General features: G+C 66.3%; 19 protein-coding genes. 1 reads left to right on the plus strand and 18 read right to left on the minus strand.

The features are described 5' to 3' along the window. Nucleotides 1–22 precede the first annotated feature (22 nt). Entirely contained in the window at nt 23–181 is a 159-nt protein-coding gene (locus tag DU478_RS22805; protein WP_158545716.1) for a hypothetical protein, read from the plus strand. 24 nt (nt 182–205) lie between these two features. Here DU478_RS22805 and DU478_RS00105 read toward each other — a convergent pair whose 3' ends face one another. The 18 genes from DU478_RS00105 to DU478_RS00185 all read right to left on the minus strand — a co-directional run bounded on the left by DU478_RS00105 (nt 206) and on the right by DU478_RS00185 (nt 17658). Beyond that, nucleotides 206–1159: a branched-chain amino acid ABC transporter permease gene (locus DU478_RS00105; protein ID WP_114508902.1), complete on the minus strand. Its 954-nt coding sequence runs from the start codon at nt 1157–1159 to the stop codon at nt 206–208. 15 nt (nt 1160–1174) lie between these two features. Then, nucleotides 1175–1498 carry a hypothetical protein gene (locus tag DU478_RS00110; RefSeq protein ID WP_147276308.1) on the minus strand — a complete coding sequence of 108 codons (324 nt, stop codon included), beginning with the start codon at nt 1496–1498 and terminating at the stop codon, nt 1175–1177. Nucleotides 1499–1506: 8 nt separating this feature from the next. Next, the gene (locus tag DU478_RS00115) at nt 1507–2262 is read right to left on the minus strand and encodes an ABC transporter ATP-binding protein (RefSeq protein ID WP_233501084.1); all 756 of its coding nucleotides are present in this window, start codon (nt 2260–2262) and stop codon (nt 1507–1509) included. A 208-nt stretch (nt 2263–2470) separates the two neighbouring features. Further along, on the minus strand, nt 2471–4435 hold the full coding sequence (locus DU478_RS00120) for an AMP-binding protein (protein ID WP_114508905.1): 1965 nt from the start codon (nt 4433–4435) through the stop codon (nt 2471–2473). Nucleotides 4436–4577: 142 nt separating this feature from the next. After that, complete coding sequence (locus DU478_RS00125; RefSeq protein WP_114508906.1) at nt 4578–5036, minus strand: DUF2383 domain-containing protein; 459 nt, start codon at nt 5034–5036, stop codon at nt 4578–4580. Between the two features lie 114 nt (nt 5037–5150). Next, a complete protein-coding gene (locus DU478_RS22810; RefSeq protein ID WP_158545717.1) occupies nt 5151–5312 on the minus strand; it encodes a hypothetical protein in 162 nt (53 codons plus the stop codon). A 55-nt stretch (nt 5313–5367) separates the two neighbouring features. After that, entirely contained in the window at nt 5368–6570 is a 1203-nt protein-coding gene (locus tag DU478_RS00130) for a Zn-dependent hydrolase (protein WP_114508907.1), read from the minus strand. Nucleotides 6571–6750: 180 nt separating this feature from the next. After that, nucleotides 6751–9537, minus strand: a complete 2787-nt coding sequence (gene fdhF / locus DU478_RS00135) for a formate dehydrogenase subunit alpha (RefSeq protein WP_114508908.1) — start codon at nt 9535–9537, stop codon at nt 6751–6753. Nucleotides 9538–9765: 228 nt separating this feature from the next. Next, the gene (locus DU478_RS00140) at nt 9766–11337 is read right to left on the minus strand and encodes a GMC family oxidoreductase (protein ID WP_114508909.1); all 1572 of its coding nucleotides are present in this window, start codon (nt 11335–11337) and stop codon (nt 9766–9768) included. A 25-nt stretch (nt 11338–11362) separates the two neighbouring features. Then, the gene (locus DU478_RS00145) at nt 11363–11887 is read right to left on the minus strand and encodes a Twin-arginine translocation pathway signal (protein ID WP_114508910.1); all 525 of its coding nucleotides are present in this window, start codon (nt 11885–11887) and stop codon (nt 11363–11365) included. Between the two features lie 67 nt (nt 11888–11954). Then, complete coding sequence (locus DU478_RS00150; protein WP_114508911.1) at nt 11955–12350, minus strand: VOC family protein; 396 nt, start codon at nt 12348–12350, stop codon at nt 11955–11957. 104 nt (nt 12351–12454) lie between these two features. Beyond that, nucleotides 12455–12748 (minus strand): ribbon-helix-helix domain-containing protein, encoded by a 294-nt coding sequence (locus DU478_RS00155; RefSeq protein WP_114508912.1) that lies wholly within the window; start codon nt 12746–12748, stop codon nt 12455–12457. A 143-nt stretch (nt 12749–12891) separates the two neighbouring features. Then, nucleotides 12892–13770, minus strand: a complete 879-nt coding sequence (locus tag DU478_RS00160; RefSeq protein WP_114508913.1) for a lysophospholipid acyltransferase family protein — start codon at nt 13768–13770, stop codon at nt 12892–12894. Between the two features lie 50 nt (nt 13771–13820). Next, nucleotides 13821–14099, minus strand: coding sequence for an HPr family phosphocarrier protein (locus DU478_RS00165; RefSeq protein WP_114508914.1), 279 nt, complete (start codon nt 14097–14099; stop codon nt 13821–13823). Nucleotides 14100–14114: 15 nt separating this feature from the next. Then, on the minus strand, nt 14115–14540 hold the full coding sequence (locus DU478_RS00170; protein ID WP_114508915.1) for a PTS sugar transporter subunit IIA: 426 nt from the start codon (nt 14538–14540) through the stop codon (nt 14115–14117). After that, nucleotides 14537–15472 carry an RNase adapter RapZ gene (rapZ, locus tag DU478_RS00175; protein ID WP_114508916.1) on the minus strand — a complete coding sequence of 312 codons (936 nt, stop codon included), beginning with the start codon at nt 15470–15472 and terminating at the stop codon, nt 14537–14539. Before rapZ ends, DU478_RS00170 begins: the two co-directional genes overlap by 4 nt. After that, on the minus strand, nt 15469–15894 hold the full coding sequence (locus DU478_RS00180) for an HPr kinase/phosphorylase (protein ID WP_114508917.1): 426 nt from the start codon (nt 15892–15894) through the stop codon (nt 15469–15471). The genes rapZ and DU478_RS00180 overlap by 4 nt, the downstream gene beginning before the upstream one ends. A gap of 36 nt (nt 15895–15930) precedes the next feature. Next, nucleotides 15931–17658 (minus strand): sensor histidine kinase, encoded by a 1728-nt coding sequence (locus tag DU478_RS00185; RefSeq protein ID WP_114508918.1) that lies wholly within the window; start codon nt 17656–17658, stop codon nt 15931–15933. Nucleotides 17659–17661: the final 3 nt, after the last annotated feature.

A 17661-nucleotide genomic window follows, 5' to 3' on the forward strand; every position in this document is an offset into this window, starting at 1 on the left:
GCACCCCGGAAGGAGCGAGAGCATGGCGGAAGATGAGGAAAAGCGGCTGCGCCGCCTGATCTCAGAGGCCGAAGCCGGTGTCGGCCTCGACCAGCCGGACCTGCCGGCAAGCCCGGTGGAGACCTGGATGCGGCTCTGGTGGCAGACGCTGCGCGCGGTGCTGCCGGCACCGCGCCCGTAAACGGCGGCTGCACCGGACATCCGGTCAGACCCGTTCAATGATCTTCTCCCCGAACAGCCCCTGCGGACGGAACAGCAACACGATCAGCGCCAGCACGAAGGCGAACCAGGTTTCGGTATTGCCGCCAAGCAGCGGTTGGCCCCAGTAGATCTCGAACACCTTTTCCAGGATGCCGATCATCAGCCCGCCGATGATGGCGCCGGTGATCGACTCGAGCCCGCCCAGCATCAGCACCGGCAGCGCCTTGTAGGCGATCACCTCGAGCGCAAAGCTCACCCCCGCGCGCGCGCCCCAGGCGATGCCGGTGACCAGCGCGATGATCCCGGCGATGAACCACACCAGCACCCAGATCGTCTGCAAGGAGATGCCCACCGACAGCGCCGCCTGGTGATCGTCGCCCAGCGCCCGGATCGCCCGGCCCATCCGCGTCTTGTTGAGAAACAGCAGCAGCGCCCCCACCAGCAGGGCCGCGACGACGACCGCGGTGATGTCCTTCTGTTCGAGGATCAGCAGCCCGCCCCAGGGCTCCAGCACGACCGAGTCGGTGGGGATGCCGAGCTCTTCGGTGATCATCACCTTGTTCTCTCCGCCAAAGATGATCTCGCCGAACCCGATCAGGAACAGCGTGATGCCGATGGTCGCCATGAAGAGAATGATGTCCGGCTGGCCCACCAGCGGTCGCAACACGACCCGTTCGATCGTCACCGCGAGCACGAACATCACCGCCAGTGTCAGGCCGACGCTGATCCAGGCCGGCACGCCCATCTCGTGCAGCCCCACCAGCGTCAGCGCGGCAAAGACCACCATGATGCCCTGGGCGAAGTTGAAGATCCGGGACGAGCGAAAGATCAGCACGAAGCCCAGCGCAATGAGCGCGTAGAGGATGCCCGACACCAGCCCCTCCCAAAGTACCTGCAACAGGAAGTCCGGCGCCTCGACCATGTCCACGAAGGGTTTGATGAAGATGTCGTTCAGCATGTGTTTCTCGTCCCGTTATTCGCGCCAGCGGCAGGCAACACCTGCAATTTGATCGATTTCCATTGCCGCGAACGAGACATAGCCATAGGTCATGTTCGCATGTGTGGAAGCGACAGGCGTTCCATCCGCACTGTGCGCGAAACACTGGATACGACCGCCCCCATCTTCGAATATCAATTCAAAGACAGCGTCTTGGAGTGTCAGCACGCCACGCACGATCACGATGTCTTCATCCGACCGAAAAATCACCTCGTTGTCTTGGCTTTTCACGACATAGCTTTGCGCTTCTGCCAGAACCGGCAAGCCAATCAATGCGCAGCAAAAGACAATTCGAGACATACACACGCTCAATGCGCCACCCCCAGGTAGGCGTCGATCACGTCCTGGTTGCTGCGTACGGCGTCCGGCGTGCCGTCGCCGATCTTCTTGCCGTAGTCCATCACCACCACCCGGTCGCTGATGTCCATGACCACACCCATGTCGTGCTCGATCAGCGCAATCGTGGTGCCGAACTCGTCGTTCACGTCGAGGATGAAGCGGCTCATGTCCTCCTTCTCCTCGACGTTCATCCCCGCCATCGGCTCGTCCAGCAGCAGCAGCGACGGCTCGGCGGCCAGCGCCCGCGCCAGTTCCACGCGCTTCTTGAGCCCGTAGGGCAGCCGCCCCACCGGCGTCTTGCGGATGTTCTGGATCTCGAGGAAGTCGATGACCTTCTCCACCACCTCGCGGTTGGCGATTTCCTCGTCCCGCGCCCGGCCCCACCACAACGCCTGCGCGGCGATGCCGGCTGTCATATGCGTGAGCCGCCCGGTCATGACGTTGTCGAGCACCGTCATGCCCTCGAACAGCGCGATGTTCTGGAAGGTCCGCGCAATGCCCAGCCGGGCGACCTGGTAGGGCTTCATCGGCGGCCGCTTCTCGCCCTTGTACCAGACCTCGCCTTCGGAGGGCGTGTAGAAGCCAGAGATGATGTTCAGCATCGACGACTTGCCGGCGCCGTTGGGCCCGATGATGGCGCGGATCTCGCCCTCGTGGATGTCGAAGGAGATATCCTCGATCGCCGTCACCCCGCCGAATTTCAGCGTGATGTTGCGCATCTCCATGAGCGTGCCGCCGATCTGCCGCCCGTCGGCGGTCACGTAACCTTCGGTATCCTTCACGATGCCCCCCGCTTCATCTTGCCCATAAATCTCCGGGGAGCGCGAGGGGCTGGCCCCTCGCTCCGGCGCCCGACACACGCCTGTCGTCCGGCCAGGGCGCCCGTCACGGGATGGCGGGCGGGGCGATCCGCACAGCGGGAGCGTCGATCCGTCATTCCGCCGCCATCTTCTTCTTTTCGACCGGCACCACGCGTGCGTCGCGGATCTCCAGCGTCGCCTTGATCCGGCCCTTGCGGCCGTCCTCGTAGGTCACTTCCGTCTCGGTATAGACGCTCTCTGACCCGTCGTACAAAGCCGTCACAAGGTCGTCGAACTTCTCGCCGATGATCTTGCGGCGCACCTTGCGGGTCCGCGTCAGCTCGCCGTCGTCGGCATCGAGTTCCTTGTGCAGCACCAGGAACCGGTGCACCTGGCAGCCCGACAGCATCTCGTCCTGCGCGACGCTGGCATTCACCTCCTCCACGTGGCTCTGGATCATGTCGAGCACGCGCGTGTGCCCGGCGAGCTCCTGGTAGGAGGCATAGGCGATGTTGTTGCGCTCGGCCCAGTTGCCCACCGCCGTAAGGTCGATGTTGATGAAGGCGCAGCAGCGGTCACGGCCCGCGCCGAAGACCACCGCCTCGAGGATGTTGGGATAGAACTTGAGTTTGTTCTCCACGTATTTCGGCGCGAAGAGCGCCCCGTCGGCCATGTTGGCCACGTCCTTGGCCCGGTCGATGATCCGCAGGTGCCCGGTCTCTTCCTCGATGAACCCCGCATCGCCGGTGGCGACCCAGCCCTCGGGGTCCTTGGTGTCGGCGGTGCTTGCGGGGTTCTTGTAATATTCCACGAAGACGCCCGGAGAGCGGAAGAACACCTCTCCGTTCTCCGCGATGCGGATCTCGACCCCGGTGCAGGGCACGCCCACCGTGTCACTGCGCACCTCACCATCGGGCTGCTGGGTGATGAAGACCGACGCCTCGGTCTGGCCGTAGAGCTGCTTGAGGTTGATCCCCAGCGCCCGGTAGAAATCGAAGATCTCGGGTCCGATCGCCTCGCCCGCCGTGTACCCCACGCGCACCCGCGAAAACCCCAGCGCGTTCTTCAGCGGCCCGTAGACCAGCATCTCGCCCAGCCGGTATTTCAAGCGGTCCCACAGGCCCACCGGATGCCCGTCGAGGATCTTGGGTCCGACCTTGCGGGCATGCGCGAGGAAGTGGTGGAACATCCTCTGCTTGAGCCGGCTGGCATCCTCCATCCGGATCATGATGCTGGTCAGCTGCGTCTCGAACACCCGGGGCGGGGCGAAGTAGTAGCTGGGCGCGATCTCGCGCAGGTCGGTCATCATCGTCTCGGGGCTTTCGGGACAGTTGACGCAGAAGCCGGTCCAGTAGGCCTGCCCGATGGAAAAGATGAAATCCCCGACCCAGGCCATCGGCATGTAGGCCAGCACCTCGTCGCCGACGCCAAGCCGGTCGAATTCCGAAGACGATTTCGCCGTTTCGATGATGTTGCGATTGCTCAGCACCACGCCCTTGGGCTTGCCCGTCGTGCCCGAGGTATAGAGCATGATGCAGGTGTCGTCGTACCCGAGCGCCCCGCGCCGCCGCTCAAGCTCCGCCCCATGGGTGTCACGCGCCTTGCGGCCCTGCTCCTGCACCGCGCGATAGTCGTGCAACTTGGCGTGGTCGTATTTGCGCAGGCCCTTGGGATCGAGGTAGATCATCCGCTCGAAATCCGGCAAGCGATCCTGGATCTCGATGACCTTGTCGACCTGTTCCTGGTCCGCGACGATGGCGATCCGGGCGCCGCAGTGGCCCATCACGTATTCCATCTCTTCGGCCACCGCGTCCTGGTAGAGCGGCACGGGGATCGCCCCCACCATCTGCGCCGCCACCAGCGCCCAGTAAAGGTAGGGCCGGTTCCGTCCGATCACGGCGATGAAGTCGCCCGGCGCCACGCCCATCTCCAGCAGGCCCAGCGCCAGCGCCTCGATCTCTTCCTCGGTCTCGGCCCAGGTCCAGTTCTGCCAGATCCCAAGCTCTTTCTCGCGGTAGGCGGGCGAGGCGCCGTACCGGGTCGCATTGCGGTGCAACAGCGCAGGAAAAGAGCGCAAGCCTTCCGCGCCCTCGGACATGTATGCCAAAACTGATCCTCCCATGCCCGTTCGCCGGACATCTCCGGCCGTCGCCCGTTTCGGACGCGACCGTTTGAGAGGATACTTGCGCGGATTGCCGCGCGGCGCAAGTCCGCGCGGCACCGGTCACGGCAACAGACGGTCAGCCCCGGCGCGCCGTTTCCTCGAGGAGCGCCTGCAGCTCGGTCCGCATCGTCGCGACCTCGTCGCGGTAGCGGCCCGCAGGCAGCGCCGCTTCGGCTTTTGCCAGCGATTCCAGCACGTGTTCCTCACCGTCGCGGATGTTGTCCATGACGTCGTCGTCGATCTCGTCGAAGAAGGCGCGCACCGACACCACCGCCTTGTTCACGGTGGACATGAGCCCGCCGTCGCGGTCCGGATCGCCGCCCAGGGCGACCATCGCGGCGGCCAGCCGGTCGGCGTGCTGATGATGCAGCTCGCGGAACTTCAGCGGCACGCTTCGGAATTCCGGTTCGGCCTTTTCGGTCATGATCTCGTAGCCTGCATGCGCATCGACGGTATGCGACAGCGCGTCCTGCAAGGCGTCCAGTTGCGCCGCATCGGCGCGCGGCGGGCGGGCAGTGATGTTCTCAGAGGTCATTGCGATATCTCCCGGGGCCGGGATGGCCCGCGAAATGAACGTCGCCGCCCCCGGCGCCGTTCCCGCCCTCGCATGGCACGAGCGGTTTCCCGCAGGGACCTGTAAAAACGGGCGTCAGCCCAGCAGCGCGCGGATCATCGGCAGCACCGTCACCGCGAAGATCCCGACGAGTACACCCGCGCCGAACCGGATCGGCGCACGGCCCAGCTTCGGTCCCGCCAGGGACAGCAGCCCGCAGACGCATCCGTAGAAGACAAGCGCCACCAGGTCCATCATTCTCCCCTCTTGGATGCGGTCCAGCCTAGGCCGACCCGCCCATTCCGGACAAGCCTTACCCCGCCAAAGCCCCCGCGGCCCGCGCCAGCACCCTCAGGCCGGTCACCAGGTCCTCCTCGGCGGTGTCTTCGGCGAAATCGTGGCTGACCCCGCCGATCGACGGCACGAAGAGCATCGCCACCGGCATCAGCCGCGCCACGTTGGTCGCGTCGTGCAGCGCCCCCGAAGGCATGACCCGCGAGGCGCCGGGCGCCTCGGCCTCGGCCGCATTGCCCAGGGCGGCCCGCAGTTCGGTGTCCATCTGAACCGGCTCCAGCCCCAGGAGCGGGCCGAAGTCGAGCGCCAGCCCCATCTCGCCCGCGACCTCGGCGGCGGTGTCGCGGATGATCTCTTCCATGCGCGCCAGGCGGTCGGTGTCGCCGTCGCGCCACTGCATCGAAAAGGTCGCCCGCCCCGGCACGATGGACGAGGCGTTGGGATGCAGGCTCACATGCCCGATGGTCCAGACCGTCGCCGGGGTGACGACGTTGCGGAACCGCGCGTTGATCCGTTCGGAAAAGGCGCTCAGCCCCTGGAAGGCGTCGCGCCGGAGCGCCATCGGCGTGGTGCCGGCGTGGTTCTGCTGGCCGGTCAGAGTGATCTTCATGTCGCGGATGCCGACGATGGCCTCGACCACGCCGATCTTCTCGCCGCTGGTGTCGAGCGTCGGCCCCTGCTCGATATGCATCTCCATGAAGCCGGTGAACCGCGCCGGATCGACCCAATCGCCCAGCCGGTCGCCCATCCGCGCCCGCGCATCGCCGAAGGTCACGCCGTCGCGGTCGATCAGCCGGTCGGCCACCTCGAGCGTCTGGTTGCCCCCCCAGATGGCGCTGCCGGTGGTCACGCCAAAGCGGCCCTCCTCGTCCTGGAAGGACACGCAGGACACCGCAGGCCCACCCGCCGCGCGCGCCGCCCGCGCGATCTCCAGCCCCGCCACCACACCCAGCGCCCCGTCGAGCCAGCCGCCCTCGGGCTGGCTGTCGGAATGCGAGCCCAGCAGCAGCGACGGCCCCTCGGCCAACCCGAAGAGCGACCCCGCCGGATCGAAGACCGGCTCCAGCCCAGCCTCGGCCATGCGGCCGGCCAGCCAGTCGCGCGCGGCGATGTCCGGATCGGTATAGGCCGGACGCGCCACGCCGCGGCCGACGCCGCTGGCGCCGAAGGACCGCAGGTGGTGCAGGTCTTCGAGAAATCGCTGGGGGTCGACGGGGATCATGGCAGGCTCCTTGCTGGATGCCCGCATCAGACACCGCCGCCGCGCCCAGGTCAAATCGCGGTATCCCGCGTGAAAGCCGGAAGCCTGGTGCGACCCGCTCCTTCTTCGGTTCTCAATAACCCTCGGGGAGCGCGAGGGGCTGGCCCCTCGCTCTCGCCATCTACGCGGTCGCGGCGCCGGTCATTCCGCGGCGACCTGCTCGCCTTCCACCTTTTCGACGCGCACCGCGGAATACTTGAACTCGGGGATCTTGCCCCAGGGGTCCAGCGCCGGGTTGGTCAGGATGTTGGCCGCCGCTTCCACGTAGGCGAAGGGCAGGAACACCATGTCCGGGGCCACCGCGCGGTCCGCCCGCGCCATGATCTCGAGCGTGCCGCGCCGGGTGGTCAGGCGCACATGCTCGCCCGGCGCCACGCCCAGCTGCCGCAAAGTGCTCGGATGCATCGAGCAGTTGGCCTCGGGTTCGACCGCGTCGAGCACGGTGGCGCGGCGGGTCATCGACCCGGTGTGCCAATGCTCGAGCTGCCGGCCCGTGGTCAGGATCATCGGGAACTTGTCGTCCGGCATCTCGGCGGGCGGTGTCACACGCGCGGGAGTGAACTGCGCGCGGCCCGCGCGGCGCGGGAAGCCGTCGCCGAACACGACCGACTGACCGGGGTCCTCGGGGCCCTTGCAAGGGTAGGTCACGGCGCCCTCGTTCTTGAGCCGGGTCCAGGTGATGTGATGCAGCGACCGCATCGACATCTTCATTTCGTCGAAGACCTCGCGCGGGTGGTCGTAATCCCAGTCCAGCCCGATGCGGCGGGCGAGGTCGACGACGATCTTCCAGTCCTCGCGCGCCTCTCCGGGCGGCGGCAGCACCTGCTGGACCATCTGGACCGTGCGGTTGGTGTTGGTCACCGTGCCGGTCTTTTCCGGCAGCGCCGAGGCGGGCAGGATAACATCGGCGAACATCGCCGTCTCGGTCAGGAAGATGTCCTGCACCACCAGGTGATCGAGATGCGCCAGCGCCTTGCGGGCGTGTTCCACGTCCGGGTCCGACATCGCCGGGTTCTCGCCCAGCACGTACATGCCCCGGATCGAGCCGCGATAGACCCGGTCCATGATCTCGACCACGGTGAGGCCCGGCTTCTCCTGGATCTCGGTGCCCAGCCAGATATGGCGGAAGAGGTCGCGCACGGACCCATCGGTCACCGACTGGTAGTCGGGCATCACGTGCGGGATCAGGCCCGCGTCCGACGCGCCTTGCACGTTGTTCTGGCCGCGCAGCGGATGCAGGCCGGTGCCGGGGCGCCCGACATGGCCGCAAAGCAGCGCGAGGCTGATCAGGCAGCGCGAATTGTCCGTGCCGTGGATGTGCTGGCTGATGCCCATGCCCCAGAAGATCATGCCGCGCTGCGCCGTCGCGAATTCGCGCGCCACGTCGCGGATCATTTCAGGGCTGATGCCGCAGAGGTCCGACATGCGCTCGGGCGTGAAGGCCCGGATGTGCTCGCGGAATTCGAAGAAGCCTTCGGTGAAGCCCTCGATATACTGCCGGTCGTAGAGCTTTTCCTCGACGATCACGTTCATGATCGCGTTGAGCAGCGCCACGTCGGTGCCGGGGCGGAATTGCAGCATGTGCGTGGCATGGCGTTTCAGACCCGTCTGCCGCCGCGGGTCGATGACGATGAGCTTGCCGCCGCGTTTGGCGAACTGCTTGAAGAAGGTCGCGGCGACGGGGTGGTTCTCGGTCGGGTTGGCGCCGATGACGATGGCGACATCGGCATTCTCGATCTCGTTGAAGCTGGCGGTCACGGCGCCCGAGCCGACGTTCTCCTGCAGCGCCGCCACCGAGGAGGCATGGCAGAGCCGCGTGCAGTGATCGACGTTGTTGTGCTTGAAGCCCTGACGGATCAGCTTCTGAAACAGATACGCCTCTTCGTTGGTGCACTTGGCCGAGCCGAAACCGGCAATGCTCTCGCCGCCGTAGAAAGACCGCAGGTCGACCATGCCGCGCGCGGAAAAATCCAGCGCTTCGTCCCACGACGCTTCGCGGAAATGCAGGCCGATGTTGTCCAGATCGACGTTCAGGCCCTTTTCCGGCGCATCGTCACGGCGGATCAGCGGCTTGGTCAGGCGATGGGGGTGGTGAATGTAGTCAAAGCCGAAGCGGCCCTTGACGCAGAGCCGGCCTTCGTTCGACGGGCCGTTGATGCCCTCGACCGATTTGACCTTGCCGTCTTTGACCTTGACCGAGACCTGGCAGCCGACGCCGCAGAACGGGCAGACCGACTTGGCCTCGCTGTCGAAATCCTTGCTGTCGCCGACCTGTTGGGCGTCCACCTCGGTCGCGGGCATGAGCGCGCCCGTGGGGCAGGCCTGCACGCATTCGCCGCAGGCCACGCAGGTGCTGTCGCCCATGGGATCGTCGAGGTCGAAAACCGGGTAGGCGTCGTGGCCGCGTCCGGCCATGCCGATCACGTCGTTGACCTGCACCTCGCGGCAGGCCCGCACGCAGAGGCCGCACTGAATGCAGGCATCGAGGTTCACGCGCATGGCGACGTGGCTGTCGTCCAGCAGCGGAATGCGTTCCGCCTCCAGCGTCGGCAGACGCGATTCGGTGATGCCGTTCGCCTCGGCCATGTCCCACAGGTGCGAGGACTTGTCGTGCGAGACGTCGCGCTCGGGCTGGTCGGCCAGCAGCATCTCGACCACCATCTTGCGCGCGGATTTGGCCCGTGCGGATTGGCTGGTGACGACCATGCCGTCCTGCGGTTCGCGGATGCAGGACGCGGCGAGATTGCGCTCTCCCTCGATCTCGACCATGCAGGCGCGGCAATTGCCGTCGGGGCGATAGCCCGGCTGCGGCTTGTGGCACAGGTGCGGAATGACAAGGCCGCGGCCGTTCGCCACTTCCCAGATCGTCTCTCCCTTGCGGGCTTCGACCTCTTCGCCGTCAAGCGTAAAGCGGATGGTGTCGGACATGGCTGCGCCTCCTGCAAACTTGCGCTCGTTCTACACTTGCGCAGCCGCGACCCGGGGCGTCAATTCCGACTCCTTGCCTAGAATTTGCGCCAGCGCGTTTCCGATAGGCGACGAATCCCGACGACAGGAGACGCGCCCGCTCACGCCTGCCGGGCAAGAAAGGGCCGGACCCGTGGCGGGCCCGGCCTAAGGATCGTCAGGGACCGGCGGACTTCGCCGCCCCGAGGATCAGAGATTGCCGCGCGACATCTCGGACGCGATATGGTCGGCCTGGCGGATCGCCAGCGCCACGATGGTCAGCGTCGGGTTTTCCGCCGCCCCTGTGGTGAATTGCGACCCGTCCGAGACAAAGAGGTTCGACACGTCGTGGCTTTGTCCCCAGCGGTTGACCACGCCGTCGCGCGGGTTCTCGGACATCCGGTTGGTGCCCAGGTTGTGAGTCGACGGATAGGGCGGCGTCGGCATCGACCGGGTGGCCCCGACGGCGTCGTACATCGCCATGCCCTGCTTGTAGGCATGGGCGCGCATCGCCTTGTCGTTGGGGTGATCGCTGTAATGCACGTTGGCCACCGGCAGGCCGAACTGGTCTTTCACGTCCATGTTCAGCGTCACCCGGTTGGTTTCCTGCGGCATGTCCTCGCCGACGATCCACATGCCCGCCATGTTCTCGTAGTGATCGAGCGCGGTGGTGAATTCGCGTCCCCAGGCGCCCGGATCGAGGAAGGCCGCCATGAAAGGCAGGCCGAGGCTCAGGGTCTCGAGCTCGTAGCCGCCGACGAAGCCGCGGCTCGGATCGTGCCGCGCCTCGTCCTGGACGATGCCGGCCATGGTGGTGCCGCGCCACATCTTCACCGGCTTGTCGAAGATCGCGTAGACCGATCCCGTCAGGTGCCGCATGTAGTTGCGCCCGACCTGGCCCGAGGAGTTGGCCAAACCGTCCGGGAACATCGACGAGGCCGAGTTGAGCAGCAGCCGGGGCGACTCGAACGAGTTGCCCGCGACGGCCACGATCCGCGCCTTCTGCATCTGCAAATTACCGTCCGCGTCGAAATACTCGACTCCCGTGACCTTGCCCGCGTCGTCGTGCAGGATGCGGGCCGCATGGGCCTTTTCCCGCACCTCGAGGTTGCCGGTCGCCTCGCCGCGCGGGATGTCGGTATAGGCGGCGGACCACTTGGCCCCCCATTTGCAGCCTTGGAAGCAGAACCCGGTCTGCTGGCAGGCCATGCGGTCGTCGTAATCGGCGGAGTTGATCGCCATGCGGCCGGTATGCACCTCGCCGTAGCCCAGCGCCTTGGCACCGGCCTCGAAGACCTTGAAGTTGTTGTTGCCCGGCAGCCCGGCGCGGTCGCCCGTGCGGGTCACGCCCAGCTTGGTCTCGGCCTTTTCGTACCAGGGCGCCATTTCGGCGGCGTCGATCGGCCAGTCGAGCAGGTTCGCGCCCTGCACGTCGCCGTAGTTGGTCTTGGCCTTCCATTCGTGGTCCTGGAACCGGATGGACGCCCCGGCCCAGTGGGTCGTGGTGCCGCCCACGGCCTTGACGATCCAGGCGGGCAGGCCGCTGAAATCCTTGGCCACGCGCCAGTCGCCCGACGTGGTGCGCGGGTCGAGCCAGGCCAGCTGGCCAAAGCTTTCCCACTCGTCGTTGACGTAATCCTCGGGCAGGTAGCGCCCGCCCGCTTCGAGCGCCACGACGCTGATGCCCTTCTGGGCCAGTTCGTTGGCCAGCACGCCGCCACCTGCGCCCGTGCCGATGATGACGACCACGGAGTCGTCGTTCAGATCAAATGGTGCAGCCATCTGAGTAATCCTCCCTCGCCCCGGATCAGATCCAGGAAATGTCGTCGAAACCGCGCGTGATGTAGCCGCCCTGCGTGTAGGACTCGCCCTCGTAGCCGAAGATCGGCCAGACCGCCTTCTGGTTGTAGAGGCCGGTCACCAGCCCGCCGCGGACGGTCTGGAAGAACTCGCTGTCCTCCATGCCCCGCAGCAGGTCGACGCGATCCTTCTCCCACAGCACGTCGAGATAGCTGCCATAGCCCTTGCCGCGCGCGGCGGCGTTCAGCGACTCGATGCCCGCTTCGACGAAATCCACGCGTTGCGGATCGTCGTAGCCCTTGACCGCGACGACGTAATTCTCGTCCGGCACCTGGTCGTGCGGATAGATGTCCCGCGCCATCTGCACGAGCGTCGCCATCGTCTCGGGCTTCAGCGCGTCCATCTCGGTGGCCCAGGCGGCGTCCTTCGCCGTCAGGTATCCCGCACCCACAACGAAGCTGGCGCCGGCGGTCACGCCGCGCGACAGCAGCTCGCGCCGGGTCATGCCCCGAGGGGTCTGTGTCCTGGTCATGGTTGGTGTCCTCCCTGTCTGACCAATGCAAAAGCGGCGCGCAGGCTCCTCTTCCCGCGCGCCGGGATCACTTGAAGCGGCCGGAGCGTTCCAGCACCTCGATCTGGTAGCCGTCCGGATCGGCCACGAAAAAGAACCGCCCGACAAGCGTGCCGCCGGGGGCGAATTCCACGAGCTTGCGTGGGGCGAGGCCCTCGGCCTCGAACCGGGCGTGTTCGGCGTCAAGGTCGTCGACCGACACCGCGAAGTGGCCGTAGCCGTTGCCCAGGTCATACGGCGTGGTGGTGCCCTTGTTCACCGTCAGCTCGAGTTCGAAGTCGGATTCGGCGTTGCTGAGGTAGACCAGGGTGAAATCGTCGAAATCCAGCCGGTCCGCGATTTCCAGACCAAAGGCCTTGCGGTAGAACGCGACCGAGCGGTCCTCGTCCAGAACGCGGATCATGCTGTGTATGGCTTTGGCCATTTTCCCTCCAGACCGGTGAAGTTTTCTGACCGGTTCAGGATGGGCGCAGGGCGGCGTGCGCGGGTAGTAGGGGAATACTACAGCGCCAAAATCCTCGCAGGCGGCTATTCCGCTGCCACCAGGAGGTCGGCCCCGGAGCCGGATTTGGCCAGGTGAATGAGGCAGGTGGTTCGCAGCAGCGAGGTGAAGTTCTCGGGCTCGCCGCGCAGTTCCAGCACCTCGGCATGCAGTTTCGACAGGAAGCAGGGGGTCGATACACCCTCGGCCTCGGCGATCTCGTCTAGCGTGGCCCAAAAGGCGTTTTCCAGGCGGATGCTGGTGCTTTGCCCGTTGATCCGAAGCCTGCGCGTGGTGGAGGTGTATCGGGCCGGATCCTGTCCGGCAAAGACCTGGCACATGAAACGCTCCTTTTCGATCACGCATGCGGACGACTGGTTTTCGGTCAGGCTGAAAAGATAGCCGCGGGCCGTCGTGCGAGTCAAAAGCGCGGCGCGCCCTATACGACCAAAGCACTAGGCGCGCCCGGACACGCGGCGACCGGTCAGCGGTCGCGCAGGGCCAGGGTCGTCTCGCGCAGCCAGGCCACGAATTCCCGGCTCTTGCCGTTCCAGGCCCGGATTTCCTCGGGTCGGATGAGGTCGCCCACCACGGGCGACTGGGGGCACTTGCAGGCGTGCATCACCTCGTGGATCAGCAGCCCCTGCCGCAGCGTCGGCGACAGGCGGTTGGCGATCTGGTAGGCGCGGGAGTTCTGGCCGGGAAAAAAGATCGGCAGGACCGAGGCGCCGGAGCGCTGGATCATCTTGGCGGTGAAGGGGTTCCAGCCGGCCTCGACCGCCAGGCCGAACATCGTCTCGGACGCCGCCACGACGCCCGAGGGAAAGAGCACGATCACCCCGCCCTGGCGCAGCTGTTCCATGGCGCGGGCGCGCATCTCGAGTCCCTGCTCGCGGGCGTCGTCCTCGTGCGGGAAGGGCACGGGGATCATGAACTCCTCGATCTCCTTCACGCCGGTGAGCAGCGACCGGGTGAGGATCTTGTAGTCGGTGCGGACCCGGCCGATCAGTTCGGCCAGCACCATGCCGTCGACCAACCCGTGCGGATGATTGGCCACGACGATCACCGGCCCGGTGCGGGGGATGCGGGCGATCTGCTGTTCGGGCGTCCTCAGCTCGATCCCCATCAAATCCAGCGCCTGGCCGAAAAAGCCGTGCCCCTCGACCGGGCCCTGCCGTTCGAACCGGCGCACCAGACGCAAGAGCGGCAATTTGCCGGTCATCCATTCCAGCGTGCGGATGGTCAGCGATTTCCAGGGGTTGGTAAAGGTATTGGCATAGCTCAGCTTGCGCTTGTCATAGGGCGCGTGCTGCGGTTTCGGCGCGCCACTGCGCTGTGCGCTGGGATGGTACGAATCCACCATGGGGCGTGCGGCGTCCTGTCTTGCGGGCGGCCTGAAAGGCGCGGGGGCGGTCAGTTCTGCTCTCCAAAGCGGTCGGAAACCAGCGCGTCGATGGCATCCGCCAACGCCGCGGCGTCCGGCCCGCGGGTTTGGACCTCAATAAAGGTTCCCTTGGAGGCTGCCAACATCAAAAGCCCCATGATGCTGTCGCCGCTGGCGCTCATCCCGTCCTTGCAGACCTCGGCCGTGGCATCGAATCCCTCCACCACCTCGACGAGCTTCGCCGAGGCCCGCGCATGCAGGCCCTTCTCGTTGATGATCTTCAGTTCGCGGGTCACGGTGTCGGTCATGTGTAGTCCAGCAGGTCAGGAAGCACCGGGCGCGTCGCCCTGCGCAACGCCCCGGTGCGATACGTTCTGGCTGTCGATATACTTGCGCCCGGCCTCAAGCGCAGCGCGCACGGCGTCAGGTACGCTCTTGTGGCGGGACTTCGCCAGCTTGATCAGCATCGGCAGGTTCATTCCGTAGAGGATGCGGCGGTCGTCGGGCCGACAGGCCAGAAGGCTGAGGTTCGACGGCGAGCCGCCGAACATGTCGGTCACCACGACGACGCCCTGGCCCTGGTCCACCGCGTCGGCAGCGGCGCAGATCTCGGCCTCCTTGGCGGGGCGGTCGTGGTCGGCGGCGATTGCGATGGCCTGCACGCCCGGCTGCACGCCCACCACATGCTCCATCGCCGACAGGTATTCGCCCGCCAGCCCGCCGTGCGCCACGATGACTATCCCGATCACCCCTGTGACCTTCCGCTTGTGCTCAGAACCCGCTCTGTCGCGGGCGCGATGCCGCGCCGCTCCAGCTCCCGATGCCTAATTGACACCCGCCAGCCTTTCTCTGCAAGGCCATGGGCGACCTTTTCCGTTACGGCAACCGACCGGTGTTGCCCCCCGGTACATCCGATCCCGACCGAAAAATGCGCCTTGCCCTCTGCCAGGCATGCGGGAAGCTGGAATGTCAGCAATCCCAGGACATGGTCGACGAACGGCGCAAAGCGGGCATCCTGTGCGATGTGGTCGGTCACCGCCGGGTCCAGCCCGGTCAATCCGCGCAGTTCGGCCTTCCAATAGGGATTGTCGAGAAACCGGCAGTCGAGCACCACGTCCACCCCATGCGGCAGGCCGCGCTTATAGGAGAACGAATGCACCGACACCGCCATGCCGAGGCCCGTATCTGTGGCGAACCAGCCCTGCAATTCCGCGCGCAGATCGTGCGGCGTCAGTTCGGTGGTGTCGATCAGGATATCGGAACGCGCGCGCACCGGCTCGAGCAGGGCGATTTCACGGGCGATGCCCTCGGACGGCGAGGCATCGGGCGCCAGCGGATGGCGGCGCCGGGTTTCGGAATAGCGGCGCACCAGCACATCGGCGGCACAGTCGAGATACAGAAGCTCCAGTTGCATGCCGCCGACGACCGTCAGCCGGGCGTGCAGCGCCAGCAGGCCGTCGGGGGAAAAATCGCGGTTCCGCACGTCAATCCCCAGCGCCATCGGCCGCGCCAGCGCCGGACCATCCAGCAGCCGGGGAATGAGGCTCACCGGCATGTTGTCGATCGCCTCGAAGCCGAAATCTTCGAGCGCGTTGATCGCAGTGGACCGCCCCGCGCCTGACGGGCCGGTGACCAGCACCACGCGCGGCGGATCGGCGGCGGGGGCAGAGGAGTGGGTCATGATATTCGTCCTTTGCCCGTCAGATATTGCACGAGCGCGGCGGGAAAATATGCATGCGCAGAATTGTGAAGCAAAGGCAGTTCGCGGTCCAGCAGAAGGGTGGTCCGTTCGGGGGGCAACCTTTCCGTTTCCGTCTGATCGAGGTCGAGCACTGCCACCAGTACCGAGGGGTCCGCGACCTCGGCCTGCAACAGGCCCAGGCCCCGCGCCTCGATCAGGCCGCGGAGGGCGGCGGGGGCGGAGGGCGCGAGGCCGTCGCCGATCGCGGTCAGGATCACCCGGTCGTCGGACACCAGCCGCGCGCCGCGCGCCATCATCTCGAGCGCCAGCGCCGATTTGCCGGCGCCGGACCGGCCGCGGATCAGGAGCGCACGCGGGCCGACGGCCACGGCGGTGGCGTGCAGGATCAAAGGGTCAGGCATGCGGCTTGCCTCGGGCCGGGACACGGCAGGTCTCTATCAGATCGGCAACCCGACGACAAAACGCGCGCCCAGCGGTTCCGAGGTCACGTCGGCTTCGGTCGGGCGGATGTTCTCGGCCCAGATCACGCCGCCATGGGCCTCCACGATCTGCTTGGAGATCGCCAGGCCGAGGCCGGAGTTGTTGCCGAAATCGGTCTCGGGCCGTTGCGAGTAGAAGCGCTTGAAAATCTTTGCCAGCGCCTCTTCGGGGATGCCGGGGCCGGTGTCCTCGACCACCACCAGCACGCGGTTCTCGCGGCGCCGCGCCCAGATGCGGATCGCGTCGCCATCCTCGCAGAAGGAAATCGCGTTGGTGATGAGGTTGACGAAGACCTGCGCCAGCCGCGCCTCGAGCCCCTGGATCTGGATCGGGCGCTGCGGCAGGTCGATGATGAACTCGATGCCCTGCTTCTTTGCATCCTCGCCCAGGTACTGCGCGAGGTTGTTCAGCATCTCCAGCAGGTTGAACGGCTGTTCCTCTTCCTTGACCAGTTCGGAATCGAGCCGCGACGCGTTGGAAATGTCGCTGACCAGGCGGTCGAGCCGGCGCACGTCGTGTTCGATCACGTTCAGGAGCTTGTCGCGGTGATCCTCTTTCTTGACGATGCGCAGGCTGCCGATGGCAGAGCGCAGGGAGGCCAGCGGGTTCTTGATCTCGTGCGCCACGTCGGCAGCGAATTGTTCGTTGCTGTCGATCCGGTCGTAGAGCGCGCCGACCATGCCGCGCAGCGCGCCCGACAGGCGCCCGATCTCGTCGGGGCGGGCGGTGAGGTCGGGGATGCGGATGCGGCCGGGCGCGACCGAGCGCTTGTTGCGGTCGCGGCCGATCTCGGCGGCGTCGGCGAGGTCGGAGATCGGGTTGGCGATGGTCGAGGCCAGCACGATGCTCAGGCCGATGGACACCAGCGTGGCGATGACGAACATCTGCAGCACCCGTTCCCGTTCGGTGCGCACGGCAGCGTCGATCTCGACCGCGGCGCTTTCCAGCGCGACGATGCCCTGCAGCGTGTCGCCCTGCAGGATCGGGGTGAAGGCGGTAAAGATCGTCTCTCCGCGCGGGCCGCTGCCGGACTCGACGCGCGTCTGCATCGGATCGCCCGCTTCGATCATGCGGCGCAGGCGGTCCTCCTGCGACCGCGGCGCATCCTCTCCAAGCGCGCCGAACACTGCAGAGACCCGGTGCCAGAGACCGGCGAGAAAATCGGTGATGACGGCGTTCCGGTCGTCTTCGGCGGCCTCGGCGGTCTGGAAGACCGGCAGGGTGCCGACGGCCTCTCCGACCAGGAAATTGCCAGCGTCGAAGATCATCAGCTGCGCGCCTTCGCGCAGGTCGATGCCCGCGACCGTTGCCGAGACGTCGATGCCGTCGCTCGATGCCAGGCTGACCGGCGCGCCGCGCGGCAGCTGCGCCTCGAAGATGTCGGCGATCAGTTCCGCTTCGGTCAGCATCGCGTTGGAGCGCTGTACCGCGAGCGTGTCGCGCGAGGAGTTGAGGTAGAGGATTCCGGCGACCAGCACGTTCAGCGCGATGAGGTTGAAGGTGATGATCTTGCGCGTCAGCGGCGAGCGGTTGAGCGAAAACAGGCCGCGCCGCGCCCGGCTGGCCTGCAATTCCTTCTCGACCGTGCTGTCGGGGGCGATCCAGTCATCGCCCAGCACGACATCTGCATCCCTGCGTTCGCCGGGGACGTCATCGCGCATGGTAATCCTCTCGGCCAGCGCCATGGA

This window comes from Thalassococcus profundi (assembly GCF_003344785.1).
Lineage (GTDB): Bacteria > Pseudomonadota > Alphaproteobacteria > Rhodobacterales > Rhodobacteraceae > Puniceibacterium > Puniceibacterium profundi.